The sequence below is a fragment of the Amycolatopsis albidoflavus genome (assembly GCF_039525725.1).
Lineage (GTDB): Bacteria > Actinomycetota > Actinomycetes > Mycobacteriales > Pseudonocardiaceae > Amycolatopsis > Amycolatopsis albidoflava.
On sequence record NZ_BAAAHV010000023.1, the window covers coordinates 353729 to 371135 of the forward strand.

The following is a 17407-nucleotide window of genomic DNA, read 5'->3' on the forward strand; positions in this document are numbered from 1 at the left end:
GCTACGAGACGTCTCCGATCGCTTCGTCCAGGATGGACAGTCCGAGGTCGATTTCGTTGTCGGAGGCGGTCAGCGGGGGCGCGATCCGGAACACCCCGCCCATCCCGGGCAGCTGCACGATGTTCATGTGCAGCCCGAGTTCGAGGCATCGCTGCGTCACGCGGGCGCCGAGTTTGTCCGCGTCCGGGCCGCCGCCGCTCAGCTCCAGTCCGGCGAGCAGTCCCCGGCCGCGGACCTCGTCGACCGACTCGTGCCGCGCCGCGATTTCGTCCAGGCCGGCGCGCAGCCGGTCGCCGAGCCGGCGGGCGCGTTCGTCGAGGCGGTCGCGGATCAGCACGTCCAGCACGGTGTTCCCGACTGCGGCGGGAAGCGGGTCCGAGACGTGCGTGGTGAAGAACAGGTACCCGCGTTCGTGGGCTTCCTGCTCGATTTCCGCGCTCGTCAGCACGGCGGCGAGCGGCAGACCGGCACCGAGCGTTTTGGACACCGTGAGGATGTCCGGGACGACGCCGTCGTGCTCGAAGGCGTACCAGGTTCCGGTGCGGCACAACCCGGTCTGTGCTTCGTCGAGGATCAGCAGCATGCCGCGTTCCCGGCATTTCCGGTGCAGCGCCTGGAAATACCCCGGCGGCGGCACCAGGATCCCGCCGGAGCTGAGGATCGGCTCCACCAGGCACGCGGCGAGACTGCCGACCGACTGCGCGTCGATCAGGTCGAACGCGAGGTCCAGCTGGCGCTCCCAGTCCGCGCCGGGAACCGGGATGGCGAAGTTGCCGGGCGCTCCGGGGCCGTAGCCCTTGCGGCCCGCGCTGTAGGTGGCGCTCGCCGCGGCCTGCGTCATGCCGTGCCAGGACCGGGCGAACGAGACGACCTCGTGCTTGCCGGTCACCAGCTTGGCCATCCGCAGCGCGGCCTCGTTGGACTCGGCTCCGGTGGTGAGCAGCAGCGCCTTCTCCAGCGGGTCCGGCAGCGTCTCGGCGAGCCGCCGCGCGAGGTCGACGACCGGGCGGCTCAGCATCCCGCTGAACAGGTGGTCGAGCTTGGCGGCCTGCTTCCGGACGGTCTCGACGATCTCCGGATGCGCGTGCCCGAGGATCGCGCTCATCTGCCCGGACGTGAAGTCGAGGATCTTCCGCCCGCCCTCGGTGAAGACGAAGCTGCCCTCGGCGCGGTCGATGATCTCGCCGGTGAACGAGCCGGGGCCGGCGTAGCGGACGAGATGCCGGTCGACGTCGGACCAGAAGGTGTCGGTGCCCATGGCTTCGACGGTAGAGCCGTGCCGAGCGCCGCGTCCATCTCACAGTTTCCGCTTGCCTGTGCGATGGCATCGAACAACGATGGGGTCATGTTGAACCCGTGGCGGCTGCGTCTCCTGAGCCGCCTTGCCGTGCTCGGCACTGTTCGCGCGGTCGCGCAGGACGTGAATCTCAGCGCCTCCACGGTGTCGCATCAGCTCGCGGTGCTGGAGACCGAAACCCGCACCCGGCTGCTGGAACGCACCGGCCGTCGCGTCCGGCTGACGCCCGCCGGGGAGAAACTGGCCCGGCAGGCACGCGCGATCCTCGACCATCTCGACGCGGTCGAGGCCGAACTGCGCGGCGACGAACCGGCCGGGCTGGTGCGGATCGGTGCGTTCCAGAGCGCGATCCACACCTTCGCCGTGCCCGCCGCGACCCGGCTCGCGCAGACCTATCCGCGGCTGGAAACCGAGGTGGCGGAACGGGAACCGCACGAAAGCGTCCCCGCGCTCCGGGCGGGCGACAGCGACGTCGTCATCACCACCACCGATTTCGCCGACCTGCCGCTCGGCCCCGACCTCGAGATCATCCGGCTGGCGACCGACCCGATCGTGCTGGTCACCGCGCTCGACCGGCCGGAGCCGCCTGGGCCCGCGGTGCTCGCGGACTACGCCGGCGAACCGTGGGCGCTCGACATTCCCCCGTCCTACATGGCGAATCTGACGCTGCGGCTCTGTCGCGAATCGGGGTTCGAGCCGCGCGCGGTGTGCCGGTTCAGCAACTACCTGATGACGCTGCAGCACGTCGAGGCCGGGCTGTCGATCGCGTTGCTGCCCGGGCTGGCGGTGGATCCGCGGTACCGGGTCGCGACGAAACCGCTGGCGACGCCGGTGACGCGCACGATCGTCGCGGTCACCCGGCGCGGTTCGCCACGGCGGGCGGCAGTGAACGCGGTGCTCGACGCGCTGCGGCAGCCGATCGAGCTTCCGGCGGCGGTGGAACAGGCTTAGGCCACCCGAGCGAACGTCGACCTGACGCTCGCGGAACGCTAGCCGACCAGGTCCGCCATTATTTCCGCCGCCGGGGCTGTGTTTCGGACTAATCCCGCGGCTTGCCCGGCGTAGTGCGCCAGCGCTTCGAGGTCTCCGGTCATGCCCGGCACGGGAATCATGTCGTCGTAGCGCCGCCAAGGGTTTCCGGTCGCATCCGTTGCCACGACGTCGCCCTCGCCGGGGCGTTCCGTGCGCGGTTCGCCTGCCGCTTCCCATTGCGTCAGCGTCGAATTGCGCAAGACGCGGTGCGGCGCGTCGGGCCAGCCGCCGTCGAAGCAACGGGTGTGGACGGCGTCCTCGAGTTCCGCGGCGAGCACGGCTTCGCGGTAGGAATCGTGGGTCGCGGCTTCGGTCGCGGTCAGGAAGCGGGTGCCCAGCCAGCCGCCTTGCGCGCCGAGGGCCAGCACTGCGGCGAGCCCGCGGCGATCGGCGATTCCGCCCGCTGCGAGTACGGGAATCGGCGCGACCGCGTCCACGACAGCGGGCACCAGCACGAGCGTCGAGGCTTGGCCGCGCACGTGTCCGCCCGCTTCCCAGCCTTGGGCGACAACGACATCGACGCCTGCCTCAGCCGCTTGCCGGGCTTCGGCGACGGAACCCGCGGTGTGGATCAGCTGCGCGTCCTTGACCCGCGCGGCGATTTTGGCGGGGTCGCCCCAGAAGGTCGAGATGATCGGGACGTCCTCGGCGAGGCAGGCGTCGAGGACGTCGTCGATCGGGACGTCGAGCACGAGGTTGACCGCGAACGGCCGGTCCGTGCGGCGGCGCACCTCGCGGATCCGGCGGACGGCCTCGTCAGGGTCGGTCCAGGTGAGCGCGAGAGTTCCGAGGCCGCCCGCGTTCGAGACCGCCGCGGCGAGCGCGGGCGTCGCCGCCGAACCGATCGGGGCCTGCGCGATCGGCACGTCGATGCCGAGCGTGGCGCAGACCTGCTTCGGAAATCGAATCATGGCGGCCGATGTTAGTGTTTCGGAAATCGAAGCACAAGGAGATTCGGATGGCGACGCCGAAGCCGGGACAGCCGGTCCGGGGCTCCACGACCGGCCGTCCGCTGATGGCCGCGCTCGACCTCTTCGGGCGGCGGTGGTGCCTGCGGATCGTGTGGGAACTGCAGGTCGACGCTCTGGGCTTTCGTGCGCTGCAGCAGCGGTGCGACGGGATGTCTTCGAGCGTTCTGCGGCAACGCCTGGTCGAACTCGCCGACGCCGGTTTGGTGCGGCAGACCGACGAATCGCACTACGTGCTGACGACGCTGGGCCGGGAGGCGTTCGAGGCGCTGCGGCCGCTCGTGTCGTGGGCGGATCGATGGGCCGAGGCTCTCGAAGACGACTGATCGCGGCAGGGGCGCGGCGGGCGCGCCCCTGCCGGGGTGATCACTTGCCGTGCTGGGAACGGCGGCGCAGGAAGAACGCGCCGCCCGCGGCTGCCACAGCCGCCCCGCCGATGGCGAGTGCGGTGGCAGGGTTGCCGTCCGAGCCGGTGTTCGGGGCGGGAACGGCGTAGCCGCCGCCCGCGCCGGTCTTGTCGTAGGTCGAGCCGGGCAGCTTGTCGCCGTAGCGCTTCTGCAGTTCGGCGCGGTAGGCGGCGAGGGTGACCCGGGTGCCTGCCGGGACGCCGGAGACCGCGCCGTCGAGGACCGTCACGGTGTTGCCGTTGACCGAGTACCAGGCGTTGACCTGCGGTTCGTGCAGCAGATAGCCGCCGTGCGCGGCCGCCGCGTGGGCCTGCTCGTCGTTGCCGGAGGCGACGTTGATGACCTGCCAGCCGGCTTTGCTCGGCTGTGCCCAGACGGTCGCTTCCCGGCCGTCGGCAAGGCGGGCCGGAGACGCGACGTAGGCGAGTGCGGCGGGGACGTCGGACTCGCCGTTGATGAAGGCCGCGGTCGGTTCGTAGACCGGGATCTGGGTCTGGGCATCGGCGGCGGCGCGGCTGGCGTGCGCTGCCGCCGGTGCCGCGCCGGGGAACTTCGTGTGCGCGAGCCGGGCGGAGGTGCCAGGGCTGGCCAGCAACCCGGAGATCGCGGCGGTGTCCGAAGGGGACGGCCCGGTCGGCTCCGCGGCGAACGCGGGGTTCGCGGCGAAGACAGCGGCGGCGACGGCTCCGGAAAGGACTGTGGTGCGGAGGATGGTTCGCAGCATCGTCTCAGCCCACCATTCCGTAGACGGTGTGGGTCCAGTCGAATTGGTTGTTGGACACGTAGGAGCTGTAGTTCATCGAGTTGTAGCGGTTGTTCGACGGCCACGGATCGCCGTATTCGACGATGCTGCCGCCGTTCGAGTCGTCGTAGCCGTAGAGGACGTGCATGTGGCCGCCGCCGGAGGTCCAGCCGATCCGGGTGCCGATCGGCTGCCCGGCGTCGATCTGGTTCTTGATGCCGGAGAAGGAAAGCCGGTAGCCGTTGGAATTGTAGGAGCCGACGTTGCGGAACCCGAGGTAGCTGAAAACTCTCTGCTGGTCGCTGAGGTAGCCCTGGTTGTTGGCGCAGTCGCTGCCGGACTCGTTGTGCGCGATCTGGCAGAACCGGGTCTGGGTCAGGGAATAGCCCCAGAACGAGGCGATCGTGTTGCCGCTGGCGTCCCAGCACCACTGGTCTTTCTGCTGGGCCTGCATCGAGATGTTCGTTTCGCCTGCGTCGGCCGCGGCGGGAACGGCGATCGCGGCCGAGGCGACCGCCGCGGCCACCGCGATTCCGCGCAGAATGGAAGAGGGCACTTTCACGGGATCCTCCAAAGGGGAAGACCGGCCGGTCCGGGGAATTACCGGACCGGTGGGGAAGGGTGAGGCGCACAGAACGGTACGCGCGCCGGGAACGCGGCCACTACCGACTAACGGCGGTATTCCGTCGCCGATTCGCGGCGGCGGATATTTCTACGCCGGTCGATTTGTTTGTGCCGCTCCAAAGCGGGCCCGGCGTCGATTGTAGGGGAATTCATCCCGGAAAGCATTCGGCAATCCGACCTTCGTAGGGTGTTTTTCCGTTGATCCGGCGCCGTCGTTCGTCGGACGTCATTCCGCCGGACCGGCCGGACCGCGCCAGTGCCCCGCGCTGCCCCGCTTCGCCCGCCGCGGCGGAGGGGGAGCGGCGCGGGTTTCGCGCGTATGAGACACTTGATCGGTCATGACTGCCCTCCCTCTTGTTTTCGACGCGCCCAAGCGCGGCCTGCCGCCGCGCCATCTCGCCGACCTCACGGTGGCCGAGCGAGCCGAGGCCGTGGTCGAACTGGGGGAGAAGGCGTTCCGCGCCAAGCAGTTGTCGAACCACTACTTCTCGCGGCTCACCGTCGACCCGGCGGAGATGACCGACATCCCGGCCGCCTCGCGCGACAAGCTCGTGGCCGACCTGATGCCGCCGCTGCTCACCGAGGTGCGCGCACTGGCCGCGGACGGCGGCGCGACCCGCAAGACCCTGTGGCGCGCGCACGACGGGACGCTGCTGGAGAGCGTGCTCATGCGCTACCCGGACCGCGCGACGCTGTGCATCTCGAGCCAGGCTGGCTGCGGCATGGCGTGCCCCTTCTGCGCGACCGGCCAGGGCGGCCTCGACCGCAACCTCTCGACCGCGGAGATCGTGGACCAGGTCCGAGACGCCGCCGCAGTCATGCGAGACGGCTCAATGCCGGGCGGCCCGGGCCGGCTGTCGAACATCGTCTTCATGGGCATGGGCGAACCGCTGGCGAACTACAAGCGCGTGGTGGCCGCGGTGCGCCGGATCACTGATCCAGCACCGGGTGGTCTCGGTATCGGTCAGCGTTCGGTGACGGTGTCGACGGTGGGTTTGGCCCCGGCGATCCGGAAGCTGGCGGACGAAAAGATGCAGGTGCGGCTGGCGGTGTCGCTGCACACTCCGGACGATGAGCTGCGGGACACGTTGGTGCCGGTGAACAACCGGTGGTCGGTGGACGAGGTTCTTTCGGCTGCCCGGTATTACGCGGACACGTCGGGCCGCCGTGTCTCGATCGAGTACGCGCTCATCCGCGATATCAACGATCAGCCGTGGCGGGCCGAGCTGCTCGCGAAGCGGCTGCGGAAACACTTGGGCCAGTTGGTGCATGTGAACGTGATTCCGCTGAACCCGACGCCGGGTTCGAAGTGGGATGCGTCGCCGAAGCCGGTGGAGCGCGAATTCGTGCGGCTGGTGAATGCCGGTGGTGTCGCGTGCACGGTGCGGGACACGCGCGGTCAGGACATCGCGGCGGCCTGCGGACAGCTCGCCGCCGAAGGTTGAGCGAATAGTTCAGAGTGGAGTAGTTGTCTTGTTGTGTGCGCCGAGCCTGCTCGATCCGGCGGCTGAGGAACTGAAGCTGGCTGACGTCAACGGTCCGCAGACCGCGGTGGACGTGGCCCGCGCGGCTCGCGCCCTGCTGGGCGAGCGGTTCGATTCGGGAAGCTTCATGTACGTCCTGATGCGCGCCTTCGACGTCGAGTACACCTCCGCACGCGACGCCACGCGGTGGCACGAGTTCCACGGCGGTCCGCGAGCGCTGTCGGATGCTGATCTGGAGAAGCTGCTCGCTCCCTGGCTCGCCCGCTGATCATTCAGCCGGTCGCTCGGGAACTGCTTCGTGTCCATGTCGAGGGTGTGCTGGTGCGTCCTCGGCTGGCCGACGCGGCGCTCGATCTGTCAGCCGCCCCACAAATCGTGAAGCTTGTTTCCCTGCTGATCGAAGACGGCGAAGTCACCGTTAACCGATACTGACACGCCGCCCGGCCAGTAAATCACCTCGAGTGCGCGGATCTGATCCTCGTCGAGCGACGCTGAGACATGTTCCCCGTCCGCCAGGTCGTAGCACATACCGGTCGGCTCGAAGCACACCTGCGATTGCCCGCGACGCCTCTGGTGAACGTTTCTCGAGCAGATCCCCCGCTATTCAGGCCGGGTGTGGTGTCACGTGTCGAAACCGCTGATCAGACGGTCATTTGTTTGGTGGACGGACGCCGGATGAAACCGCCGATCCATCGATTCCCGGACGTCTTCGAGCATGGCGGTGAGTTGCGCACGGGCAACGGCGTAGCCGAGCAGGTGTTCCGTCGCCACATAGCCGAGAGAACAACGGCGGTAATCGACCAGCAAGATCGCTGCCTCCGCCGGTGCTTACTACTCCACGATCCCGCGGATGATGGTGCGCAGCAACGCGGCCGCCCCGCCAGTCCCGACCACGACAGTGCCTGCGGTCTTGATCGCCTCGACCGCGATCCCCAGAACCGCGAGCACGGCGAGGAACCGAACCAGATCATCCGGATCAACAGGATCCGGTAAGCGGCCGTCCCAGGCTCGGGTTTCGCGATCACTCGGCGTGCCGTCGCCTGCCTTTCACCAAGCGGGTGAACCTCTTCGTCGCGGGCGCGAGTTCCTCGACCTTCAGCGCCGCGAGCACGCCGAACGACACCGCGAGTCCGACGAGGCCCTGCAGGATCAGCTTGACCCACACGGTTGCCCTGCCCCCGCCGTCCGGCACGAGCCAGCCGGCGGCGACGGCCGCGGCGACGCCGAGTCCGCTCGCGACGACCGTGAACAGGATGACCCCGAGCACTCGCTTGCTGCGCAGGTTGCCGAGGCGCACCCACAACCAGACCTGGCCCATGATCGCGCCGACGACGAACGTCAGGGAGTTCACCAGCATGGCGCCCAGGACGATGTCGCGCGCGTCCAGCAGCACCGGGCACAGATACAGCAGCGGAATCTTCACCGCGGTCATCACGACCATGATCAGCGTCGGGGTGCGCGCGTCCTTCATCGCGTAGAAGACCCGCAGCTGCAACATGACCAGCGCGTAAGGCAGCAGCCCGAACGACGAGATCGCCAGTGCCTCGCCGAGCCGGCCCGCCTCGGCCGCGGAGTTCGCGCCGCCGCTGAACAAGGCGACCCCGATCGACCCGCCCACCACCGTCAGCACGGCGGCGATCGGCACCAGCATCACGGTGGAGATGCGCGACCCGTAGGAAAGATCGGCCACGACCTTGCGCACATCGCCGTCCGCGGCGTTGCGGGACAGCCGCGGCATGATCGCGGTCAGCAGGGACACCCCGATCACGCCGTAGGGCAGCTGGAACAGCAGCCAGGCGTTGGAATAGATGGTCACCCCGCCCGCGTCGCCGCTGGTCAGCACCCGGGTGTTGACGGTGAGGCCGACTTGGCTGACCGCGACGTAGCCGAGGATCCACAGCGCGAGGCCGCCGAACTCCTTCATCCGCTTGTCGACGCCCCAGCGCCACTTGAAGCGGAACCCCGTCCGCAGCAACGGCGGGACCAGCAGCGCCGCCTGCACGGCGATGCCCAGCGTGACGCCGATGCCGAGCACGAGCAGCTTCGGGTCGCTCATGCGCACGGGATCGGTCGAGATCTTGCCCGGCATCAGCATGAACAAACCCAGGGTCGCGATGACGACGACGTTGTTCATCACCGGAGCCCACGCCGTCGGGCCGAAGATGTGCTTGGCGTTGAGGATCGCCGACAGCAGCGCGAACACGCCGTAGAAGAAGATCTCGGGCAGCAGCAGCCGGGCGAACGCGTTGGTCAGCGCGGAGTTGGCGTGTCCGCCCTGCTCCGTGTACAGCGAGGTCAGCGCTGGTGCCGCCGCCACCGCGATGACGGTGCCCACGGCCAGTACCGTCAGGCCGACCGTGAGCATTCGCTGCGTGTACGCCGCGCCGCCGTCGGGATCGTCCTGCGACCGCACCATCAACGGCACCACGACACTGCTGAGCACACCGCCGAGCAGCAGTTCGAAAACGACGTTCGGCAGCGTGTTGGCGATGTTGAACGAGTCGTTCTCGACGCCGGTGCCGACCGCCCACACGAGCATGAGCTTCCACAGGAAACCGGTGATACGGCTGACCAGCGAGGCGATCGCCATCTTCCCGCTGGACTTCGCGATCGAGGGCGGCGCCGCCTTCGGCTCGACGCGCGGCACGTAGACGGTGGCGTCGAGATCCGGATCCGGCGCGCCGCGGGGCAGCCGCGGCAGCATCCGGGGGACGAGCGAGTCGTACGGCCGCAGCACGTCCGGGTCGGCGACCGGCCACCTCGAACTCGCGGGCACCCCGCCGACGCGCGGGATGAAGATCGTCGCGTCGGGATCGTTCGGCGCCAGCGGCGGCGCGCCGAACGGCATGCTGTCCTGCTGGCGCTCCTGCTGCCACGGCCGGACCAGCGGCCGCCGCTGCGGGGGAGGCGGCTGGCGCGGCGGCTGCTGGCCGCGCGGCGGGAGCCGCCTGCGATACCCGTTCGCCCCCGGCGGGATGCGGAGGGTCTGCTGGTCAGGGCTCGGCGGGCGCTCAGACGGCGGGTGCTTGACCCGTTCGGCGGGACGCTCTGGCGGCCACTCCGGGTCGCGGTCCAACGTGTGCCCCATCGTCAACGGTCGATTCGAACCCCCAGGGTAGTCAGCTCGCGCGCCCCGGTGGCTGATCCGGGGATAGATTTACGGTTCGGTAAGCACCACGAGAGCGGCCTTGCCCCGCTGACACGTGGGAGAAGCTTCTTGCTCCCTGGCTCACCGCTCGCTGAGTTGCCGCGGGTTGCGGCCCATCAGCTGCAGCAACCGGTCCTGCCGCGACGCTGATTCGCCGAGCGTCCCCGGAGCGGCGAAGAACCGGTGCGTCGTGTCGGCGGCGACGGGGGATTCCGCCAGCCCGGCGTAGATCGTCTCGAGGTTGTCGCTGATCCACGTGACCAACTCAGAGTCGAGGCGGTCGTCGACGTCCAGGGCTCGGGCGAGATCCCACGCGTGGATGGCGGAATCCGTGGCGCGCACGGCCAGCGCTTGACGCCCGGACACCTGGCCCAGCGGATAGTCGAGCACCTGGTCGAGCGCGCCGGGGCGGCTGAAGGCGTCGGCGACTAGCCGCACCGACGCGGCGTACGCACCGAGTGGGTCGTTGCCCAAGGCGTCGGCGTCGCGCAGGCGCAGGAAATTCTCGCGGGTGCCGCCGGCGAGCAGGTCGACGTAGTTGAGATTTCCTCGGACCATGTGGTTGACGAGCTGACGCACGTTCCATTCCGCGCAGGGCGTCGGAGCGGTCCACTGTTCGGGGCGGACGGACCGCAGGCGCTGGTCGAATTCGGTGCTGGCAGCCAGAAATCGGCCGAGGACATTAGTCATGCCTGCCAGTCTTTCGCCACGAGGACGCGTCAGCTGGCGAAAATCCGACGTCGCGCTAGCGCTCGATGAACGCGGTCAGCGCCGCCACGACCGCGGCGGGTTGTTCGTCCGGAATGAAGTGTCCGGAATTCGGGATGACGACGCCGGTCGCGTTGTCCGCCCAGGGGCTGAGGGAAGCGGCCATGTCGGGGATCGAGCCGTGGGAGCTGGAGATTCCCAGGACCGGGACGGTCAGGTGCCGTCGTTCGAGAGCGGCGTGATTCTTGCGCGCTGATTCCGCGGCATCGCGGTAGTAGGCGAGAGACGCGCGGAGCCCGCCCTCGGCGGCGAGAGCGGCGGCGTAGTGGTCGATCTCGGTGCTGTCGAAGGTGCTCAGCGCTTTGGCCTTCAAGAACCAGTCGACGTATTCGCGCTCGCGACCGGCGAGGAGGGTTTCGGGGAGATCGGGCACCAGGTGGAACGCGAAGTGCCAGGTTTTCCAGGCGCGGTCGGGGTCGGTGGGGATGGAGTCCGGGAGGGTGATTCCGGGGATGCCGGCGTCCAGCAGCGCGAGACCGTGCAGGCGGTCTTCGTGCTTCAAAGCCAGCGAGAAAGCGACCCACGCACCGATGTCGTGGGCGGCTAGCCAGTATTTCGGCACGCCGAGCGCAGTCAGCGCGGCTTGGATCCGCGAGGCGACGGTGTGCGTGTCGTAGCTGTCGTGCGGGCGGTCGGAGTGGCCTTGCCCGGGCAGATCGATCGCGATGACGCGGAAGCGTTCGGCGAGGCCCGGCATCGCTTTGCACCAAGCCCACCAGGTCTGCGGGAATCCGGCGAGCAGGACGAGAGCGGGACCAGTCTGCGGACCGCCTTCCACGGCGTGGAGGCCGTCGACCCAGCGGTGGGTGAAGCCCGGCAGGTCATACAGCGGCAATTCGGGAATCGCGGCGGCAGTCATGGCTCAAGCGTAGCTCATCTTGAACCGAACAGTTCAAGATGAGCTAGGCTGGGCGCAGCGGTGAGAGAACGGGGTGCGGGATGGCCGGAAAGAAGCAGTTCGACGTGGACGTCGCGCTCGACGCGGCGATGGTCCAGTTCTGGCGGGCCGGGTACGCGGACACTTCTCTCGACGACCTCTCGAAGGCGACCGGGTTGAACCGCAGTTCCATCTACTCCTCATGGGGAGACAAGGATTCGCTCTATCTGCGCTGCCTGGATCGCTACGCCGCACGCTACGGTGACCGGTATGACCAGGCCTTGTCGAAGGCGGCCGAGGATCCGCTGCGGGCGGTGCGGGAGTTCTTCGACGTCACCCTGAACCGGCTCGCCGATCCCGAGGTGCCGGACGGATGCCTGGTCGCTCAGACCGCGATGGCGATACCGGTGTTGAGCCCGGATATCGCCGCGCGCGCGACCGAAGCTCTGGGCTTCCAACAGGCACGGCTGCGAAAAGCCTTGCGCGCCGCGAAGCTGGCCGACGCCGATGACTTCGCCGTTCACTTCGCGGCGGTCAACCAGTCGTTGGCTGTGATGAGCCGGGCGGGAGCGAGTCCGAAGCAGCTTCGCACGATAGTCGACATCAGTTTGGGCGCGCTTTCGCGGAACTAGGGCGGGCCCGAACTGGAGTCAGGTGCCGCGGCGCTCCGCGGTCAGCAGGTCGAGCAGGCCGGGGAGCCGCCGGTTGATTTCCGCCCGGCGCAACCGGATTCCCTTGCGGTTCCCGTAATTGATCTCGTGGATCAGCCCGGCCTCGCGCAAAACCCGGAAGTGGTGCGTCTGCGTCTGCTTGGACACTGGGAGGTCGAACGAGTTGCAGGTGCGCTCGCCATCGCTCCCGTCGGCCGCCAGTTCCGCGATCACGGTGCGGCGATGCTCGTCGGCGAGCGCGCGGAACACCGTGCCCAGATCGGCGGCATCGTCTTCGGGCGGAGCTGACATCGCCTCACCTCTTTCAGGTACGTCTTGCATCGTACCTTACGGCCGTGCTTGACTGCAGGTACGACGAGATTCGTACCTGAAACCGCGCTCGTCGCTTCCCTCCAACGAAAAGGTTGCGGCTATGACGCCTTCGCGTGTCCTGATCCACGGTGCCGGTATCGCCGGTCCCGCGCTCGCTTACTGGCTGGCCCGGCACGGGCATCGGCCGACGGTCGTCGAGCAGGCCAAAGAACTGCGATCCGGCGGCAGCGCCGTCGTCGTCAAGGAACCGGCGCTCACGGTCGCTGAGAGGATGGGCATCCTCCCGCAGTTGCGCGACATCGCCACGCGCGCGAGCGTCCTCTCGCTCCTCGATCCGGACGGGCGACAGCTCCTCCGGGTCCCGACGACGTCCCCGCAGTCGGTCGAAGTGACCCGCTCCGATCTGTCCGCGGTGCTCCACCGGGCAGCGCGCGACGACGCTGAGTTCCTCTTCGACGAGACGGTCACCAGCCTCCGGCAGGACCCATCAGGAGTCGAGGCCACCTTCCGCCGGTCGCCGCCCCGTCGATTCGACCTGGTCATCGGCGCGGACGGCGTCCACTCCCCGGTGCGCCGCATGGTCTTCGGGCCGGCGGAGCAGTTCACGACCGGCATGGGCATGTACAGCGCGACGGTGCCGCTGGAGCCCGATGCGCTCGATGACCCGGAGGCGGCGGTGATGCTGACCGCGCCCGGCCGGATGCTCACCATCCACCCGTCCCGGGGGAAGCCGCTCGCGATGTTCACCTTCCGCGGCGGGCGGGTGCCCGGCTACGACCGTCACGACACCGCGCTCCACAAGCGCCTGGTTGCCGAGGCGTACGCGGGAATCGGCTGGCGAGGCCCGGAGCTGGTCGAGGCATACGTGAACCACCCCGCGCCCTTCTTCGACCCGCTCGCCAACGTGCGGATGGACAAGTGGTCGCGCGGCCGCGTGGCATTGCTCGGCGACGCGGCCTCCGCAGTCGCCCTGCTCGGCGATGGGTCGAGCATGGCAATGGCCGGCGCGCACACTCTGGCCGAAGCGCTCGCCGCGCATCCCGGTGATCATGCACGAGCCTTTCAGGCCTACGAGGCGAAGCACCGGCGGCACGTGGAGCCGAGGCACCGGCGCGTCGGCCTCGTCGCCACGCTGCTCGTGCCGCGAACTCGGTACGGACTGGCGCTGCGCAATACAGTCGGCCGGGCTGTCGGCCTCGCCACCCGGAATCCCTTGCCCGCCGAGCAGAACGGACGGGTGTGAGCAAAGTCGCTAGCCGTCTTTGGCGATCTCGCACAGGGAAGCGCGCAACGGCGAGCTGCCGCTGATCGGGTCGCTCGGGCCTTGGCTCAGCACGAGATTGAGGTTCGCGCTGCCGTCGCCGAAGGGCGGATAGCCGGGCTGGCCGAGCGCGTCGGCGGGCTGCCACCAGCCATGCTGTCCGCACACGACGTTCGGGCGCAGGTTGACATTGAACTTCGCCTTCGCGCGGATGCTTCCCAACGGTGTCTCCAGCCGCACCCAGTCCCCGGCGCCGATCCCGCGGGCCGCGGCGGTTTCGGGGTGCAGTTCGACCGCGGGTTCGGGGGCGGATTTGCGCAGGCTGGCGATTTCCCGATGCTGGGTTTCGCAGAAGAACAGCGATTTCGCGCAGGTGAGGATCAGCGGGTAACGCGTCGCCAGGTCCGGTCGGGACAGCGGGCTGATCGACGGTTCGGTGAAGGTCGGCAGCGGCGGATATCCGTGTTCCAGCAACGGTTCCGAGTACAGTTCGACCAGGCCGGACGGTGTCCGGAAGCCGCCTCGTTCGTACTTGCGGTAGATCGTGTTCAGCGGCAGCCGGATGCCTTCCGGGGCCGCGCGCAGCTGGTCGAGGGTGAGGCCGCTGGGCACGAGCTGATGATGCCAGGCCGCTTCGATGTCGCCGTTGAAGAACTGCGGGCCGAGCCCGAGGGCGATGGCCAGGTCGAAGATGATCCGCAAGTCTGACCGGGCTTCGCCGCGCGCCGCGACCAACGGCTGTCGCAATTGGACAGTCGACTGCGCGGCCTGGCTTGTCTCGAAACCGATCCGCAGCGCTTCGGCTTCCCACGCGCTCGTCGCGGGCAGTAAGAGGTCCGCCTGCTCCGCCGTCGGGTTCAGGAACAAATCCGTGTGGACAAAGAAGTCCAGCGCGCGGAGCGCGTCCCGGCCCCGGGCGCTGTCGCCGTGCGCCATGACCAGGTTGCCGCCGAAGTTGACCAGCGCTCGGGCACGGTAGGGCACGCCGTCCAGCGCGGCGCGGTAGAAATCCTCGCCGGTGACGAATTCGAACCTCGCCGGGCCCAGCGGACGCTCCTGTACACCGATGGTCTTGGCGCGCTGCTCGGGCGACAGCAGTTCCCGGCCGTCGATCGGGTTGGCCGGCACGGGGGTGAACAGCACGTTCCCGCCGGGTGCGTCGATGCAGCCGGTGAGCGCGTAGAGCTGGCCGATGGCGCGTACGGTCTGGGTCGCGTTGCTGTGCTGCTCCAGACCGCTCCAGGTGTAGAACGCGACCGGGCGTTGTTCCCAGAGCAGCCGAGCCGTGGCGACGATCTGGCTGGCGGGCACGCCGGTGATCTCCTCAGCGACCTCGGGCGGGTACTTCGCGCATTCCTCGCCGATCAGGTCCCAGACCCGGCGGGACGAGCCAACCGGCTTCGAAGCATTGGTCCACCGCTCGACGAATTCCTTGTCGTACCAATCGTTCTCGATCATCACGTGCGTGAGCGACAATGCCAGCGCGGCGTCCGTGCCGGGGCGCACGCGCAGCCATTGGTCGGCCTTGCTGGCCAGCCCGGCGCGCCGCGGATCGACCACGACGAGCTTGGCCCCGCGACGCAGCGCGGCGGTGGTCGCGGTGGCGTGCGCGAGCCGGGAGACGGACGGGTTGTAGCCCCAGTAGAGGACGCACTGCGTGTTCTCGAGATCGGGCAGGTAGGCGCCGGGGACCGGCTCGCCCCAGGTGTAGAGCGTGCCGAGGTGGCGGCCCCAGCCGCAGAGCTCCATGTAGACGGCGAAGTTGGGGCTGCCGAAGGCACGCCGGAGCCGGGTCAGCCACTCGATGGAGTCCGACATCGCCGACGTCGAGGGCGAGGCGGTGCCGAACACCACCGCTTCCGGGCCCGATTCCTCGGCGATCGCCGTCAGCCGGGACGCGATCGTCGCCAGCGCCTCGTCCCAGCCGACGCGCTCCCAGCCCGGGTCGGCCGCGCCCTTCGGAGCGGTCCGGCGGAGGGGATGCAGCAGCCGGTCCGGATGCGCGACGATCTCCGGCGCGGCCTTGCCTTTGACACAGATCGCGGCGCCGGTCGGATGGCCGGGCAGCGGGCGGAGCGCGAGCAGCCGCCCGTCCTCGACCGTCGCGGTCGCTCCGCACTTCGACACGCACAGCGGGCAGAACGTCGGGACTTCGGTCGCCATCGCGCACCTCCGGTCTCTGCCTGGGAGTCGGGACTGCCCCGTCCGGCGTAACAACCGGCGTAACAACCGGCGTTTCACCTGCGACCTTTCGAGGTGAACAGAGCCGCGCCGGTGCGGTTGTCCGAATTGGTCGCCACCCTGTCGCTGGTGGCCGATCTCGGCATGGGCCGCCCGATGGAGCGCGTGCTGCGGCAGACCGTCATCGCCCTGCGCCTGGCCGACGCGGCAGGCGCCGACGACAGCGTGCGCGCGGCGGCTTACTACACGTCGCTGCTGACCTGGGTGGGTTGCGCGGCCGACACCAGCGAGCTGGCCGCGTTGTTCGGGGACGAGACCGAGCTGTACGCCGACAGTCACGACGGCGACCTCGCCGGTGTCGCGATGGCGATGTTCGTCCTGCGCCATCTCGGTCGCGGCGCTCCGCGACTCCGCCGTGCCGCGCTCGTCGGCCGGTTCCTCGCCACTGCGGGCCGGTCGGTGCAGCAGGTCATGCAGGCGCATTGCCAAAGCGCGAGCGAGCTGGCCGGACGGCTCGACCTCGGCGAGGACGTCTGCCGTCCGCTGCTGCAGTCCTTTGAACGCTGGGACGGCCGCGGCGTCCCCGGCGACGCCGGCGGTGCGGACCTCGACCCGGCGATCCGGCTGGTCCAGCTCGCCGACAACGTCGAGGCCTTCCACGACACCGCGGGCGTCGACGGCGCGGTCACCGTCGCGCGGGAACGCCGGGGCACGCAGTTCGACCCGGCCCTGGTCGACTGCTTCCTGAACCACTGCGGCGACATCTTGGCCGGACTGGACCGGATCCAGGCGTGGGACGAGGTGATCGCCCTCGACCCACGGCTCGGCGTCCAGCTGTCCGACGACGAACTCGACCGGGCACTGCAAGCGTTCGCCGACTTCGCCGACCTCAAATCACCGCCGCGGCTAGGGCATTCCCGCGGAGTCGCCGCGCTCGCCGCCGACGGCGCGACCAAGCTCGGCCTCCCCGCGCCGGACGTCCGATTGGTCCGCCGAGCCGGCTGGGTGCACGACATCGGGATGATCGGCGTCCCGAGCGCGATCTGGAACGAGACCCGGCCGTGGTCGCTCGCGCAGGCCGAACGCGCCCGCACGCATCCGTACCTGACCGAACGGATGCTCGCCGGAATGCCCGGCCTCGCCGCGGTCGCCCGTTGTGCGGCCCAGCACCACGAACGACTCGACGGTTCCGGTTACCCGCACGGGCTTTCCGGCGACGCGCTGCCGATGACGTCGCGAGTCCTCTCCGCCGCCGACGTCTACCACGCACTCGGCGAACCGCGCCCGCACCGCGCCCCGCTGGCTCCCGACGCGGCCGCGCGAACGCTCACCGCCGAAGCCCGCGCCGGACGCCTCGACCCCGACGCGGTGAGTGCGGTCCTGACCGCTGCGGGGCAACGGGTTCGCCGCACTCCGGACGGGTTGACCGCGCGGGAAACCGAGGTCCTGCTGCACCTGGCCCGGGGGCTGTCGAACCCGGAGATCGCCGCCGCGCTGACGGTGTCCCGCAAGACGGTCTCGACGCATCTGGAGCACATTTACGCGAAACTCGGCGTGACGACTCGGACGCAGGCCGCGCTGGTCGCGATGCGCCGTGGTTTGACGGGGTGAAAGATCGGGCAGTTACCCGATCCC

General features: G+C 69.2%; 18 protein-coding genes. 7 read left to right on the top strand and 11 right to left on the bottom strand.

What is annotated here, in order from left to right; translation table 11 throughout:
• Window position 1: 1 nt before the first annotated feature.
• Complete coding sequence (locus ABD156_RS38905; protein ID WP_344286029.1) at window positions 2–1258, bottom strand: aspartate aminotransferase family protein; 1257 nt, start codon at window positions 1256–1258, stop codon at window positions 2–4.
• A gap of 87 nt (window positions 1259–1345) precedes the next feature.
• Here ABD156_RS38905 and ABD156_RS38910 point away from each other — a divergent pair, with 87 nt between their 5' ends.
• Window positions 1346–2248, top strand: a complete 903-nt coding sequence (locus ABD156_RS38910) for a LysR family transcriptional regulator (protein WP_344286030.1) — start codon at window positions 1346–1348, stop codon at window positions 2246–2248.
• 38 nt (window positions 2249–2286) lie between these two features.
• Here ABD156_RS38910 and ABD156_RS38915 read toward each other — a convergent pair whose 3' ends face one another.
• On the bottom strand, window positions 2287–3240 hold the full coding sequence (locus ABD156_RS38915; RefSeq protein ID WP_344286031.1) for an NAD(P)H-dependent flavin oxidoreductase: 954 nt from the start codon (window positions 3238–3240) through the stop codon (window positions 2287–2289).
• 47 nt (window positions 3241–3287) lie between these two features.
• Between ABD156_RS38915 and ABD156_RS38920 the strand changes: the two genes are divergently transcribed.
• On the top strand, window positions 3288–3623 hold the full coding sequence (locus tag ABD156_RS38920) for a winged helix-turn-helix transcriptional regulator (protein ID WP_344286032.1): 336 nt from the start codon (window positions 3288–3290) through the stop codon (window positions 3621–3623).
• A 40-nt stretch (window positions 3624–3663) separates the two neighbouring features.
• Here ABD156_RS38920 and ABD156_RS38925 read toward each other — a convergent pair whose 3' ends face one another.
• Window positions 3664–4428: an LPXTG cell wall anchor domain-containing protein gene (locus ABD156_RS38925; RefSeq protein ID WP_344286033.1), complete on the bottom strand. Its 765-nt coding sequence runs from the start codon at window positions 4426–4428 to the stop codon at window positions 3664–3666.
• Between the two features lie 4 nt (window positions 4429–4432).
• On the bottom strand, window positions 4433–5008 hold the full coding sequence (locus ABD156_RS38930) for a papain-like cysteine protease family protein (protein ID WP_377926119.1): 576 nt from the start codon (window positions 5006–5008) through the stop codon (window positions 4433–4435).
• 400 nt (window positions 5009–5408) lie between these two features.
• Here ABD156_RS38930 and rlmN point away from each other — a divergent pair, with 400 nt between their 5' ends.
• Window positions 5409–6515, top strand: a complete 1107-nt coding sequence (gene rlmN, locus ABD156_RS38935; protein WP_116200044.1) for a dual-specificity RNA methyltransferase RlmN — start codon at window positions 5409–5411, stop codon at window positions 6513–6515.
• 28 nt (window positions 6516–6543) lie between these two features.
• Window positions 6544–6822 (top strand): hypothetical protein, encoded by a 279-nt coding sequence (locus ABD156_RS38940; RefSeq protein WP_344286034.1) that lies wholly within the window; start codon window positions 6544–6546, stop codon window positions 6820–6822.
• Window positions 6823–6911: 89 nt separating this feature from the next.
• Here the strand turns inward: ABD156_RS38940 and ABD156_RS38945 are convergent, their stop codons facing one another.
• The 5 genes from ABD156_RS38945 to ABD156_RS38965 form a co-directional block, all read right to left on the bottom strand.
• Window positions 6912–7082, bottom strand: coding sequence for a hypothetical protein (locus ABD156_RS38945; protein ID WP_344286035.1), 171 nt, complete (start codon window positions 7080–7082; stop codon window positions 6912–6914).
• A gap of 93 nt (window positions 7083–7175) precedes the next feature.
• A complete protein-coding gene (locus ABD156_RS38950; RefSeq protein WP_344286036.1) occupies window positions 7176–7361 on the bottom strand; it encodes a hypothetical protein in 186 nt (61 codons plus the stop codon).
• Between the two features lie 214 nt (window positions 7362–7575).
• On the bottom strand, window positions 7576–9402 hold the full coding sequence (gene murJ, locus ABD156_RS38955; protein ID WP_344286115.1) for a murein biosynthesis integral membrane protein MurJ: 1827 nt from the start codon (window positions 9400–9402) through the stop codon (window positions 7576–7578).
• Between the two features lie 381 nt (window positions 9403–9783).
• Window positions 9784–10392 carry a TIGR03086 family metal-binding protein gene (locus tag ABD156_RS38960; protein ID WP_344286037.1) on the bottom strand — a complete coding sequence of 203 codons (609 nt, stop codon included), beginning with the start codon at window positions 10390–10392 and terminating at the stop codon, window positions 9784–9786.
• Window positions 10393–10447: 55 nt separating this feature from the next.
• Entirely contained in the window at window positions 10448–11329 is an 882-nt protein-coding gene (locus ABD156_RS38965; RefSeq protein ID WP_344286038.1) for an alpha/beta fold hydrolase, read from the bottom strand.
• Between the two features lie 80 nt (window positions 11330–11409).
• Here ABD156_RS38965 and ABD156_RS38970 point away from each other — a divergent pair, with 80 nt between their 5' ends.
• A complete protein-coding gene (locus tag ABD156_RS38970) occupies window positions 11410–11979 on the top strand; it encodes a TetR/AcrR family transcriptional regulator (protein WP_344286039.1) in 570 nt (189 codons plus the stop codon).
• Between the two features lie 18 nt (window positions 11980–11997).
• Here the strand turns inward: ABD156_RS38970 and ABD156_RS38975 are convergent, their stop codons facing one another.
• Window positions 11998–12309, bottom strand: a complete 312-nt coding sequence (locus ABD156_RS38975) for an ArsR/SmtB family transcription factor (RefSeq protein WP_344286040.1) — start codon at window positions 12307–12309, stop codon at window positions 11998–12000.
• Window positions 12310–12430: 121 nt separating this feature from the next.
• Here ABD156_RS38975 and ABD156_RS38980 point away from each other — a divergent pair, with 121 nt between their 5' ends.
• Entirely contained in the window at window positions 12431–13573 is a 1143-nt protein-coding gene (locus ABD156_RS38980) for an FAD-dependent monooxygenase (RefSeq protein WP_344286041.1), read from the top strand.
• Between the two features lie 9 nt (window positions 13574–13582).
• Here the strand turns inward: ABD156_RS38980 and ABD156_RS38985 are convergent, their stop codons facing one another.
• Window positions 13583–15754 carry a molybdopterin-containing oxidoreductase family protein gene (locus tag ABD156_RS38985; protein ID WP_344286042.1) on the bottom strand — a complete coding sequence of 724 codons (2172 nt, stop codon included), beginning with the start codon at window positions 15752–15754 and terminating at the stop codon, window positions 13583–13585.
• A gap of 93 nt (window positions 15755–15847) precedes the next feature.
• On the opposite strand from ABD156_RS38985, the gene ABD156_RS38990 reads away from it, so the two are divergent.
• Window positions 15848–17383 (top strand): HD domain-containing phosphohydrolase, encoded by a 1536-nt coding sequence (locus ABD156_RS38990; RefSeq protein ID WP_344286043.1) that lies wholly within the window; start codon window positions 15848–15850, stop codon window positions 17381–17383.
• The last annotated feature ends 24 nt before the right edge of the window (window positions 17384–17407 follow it).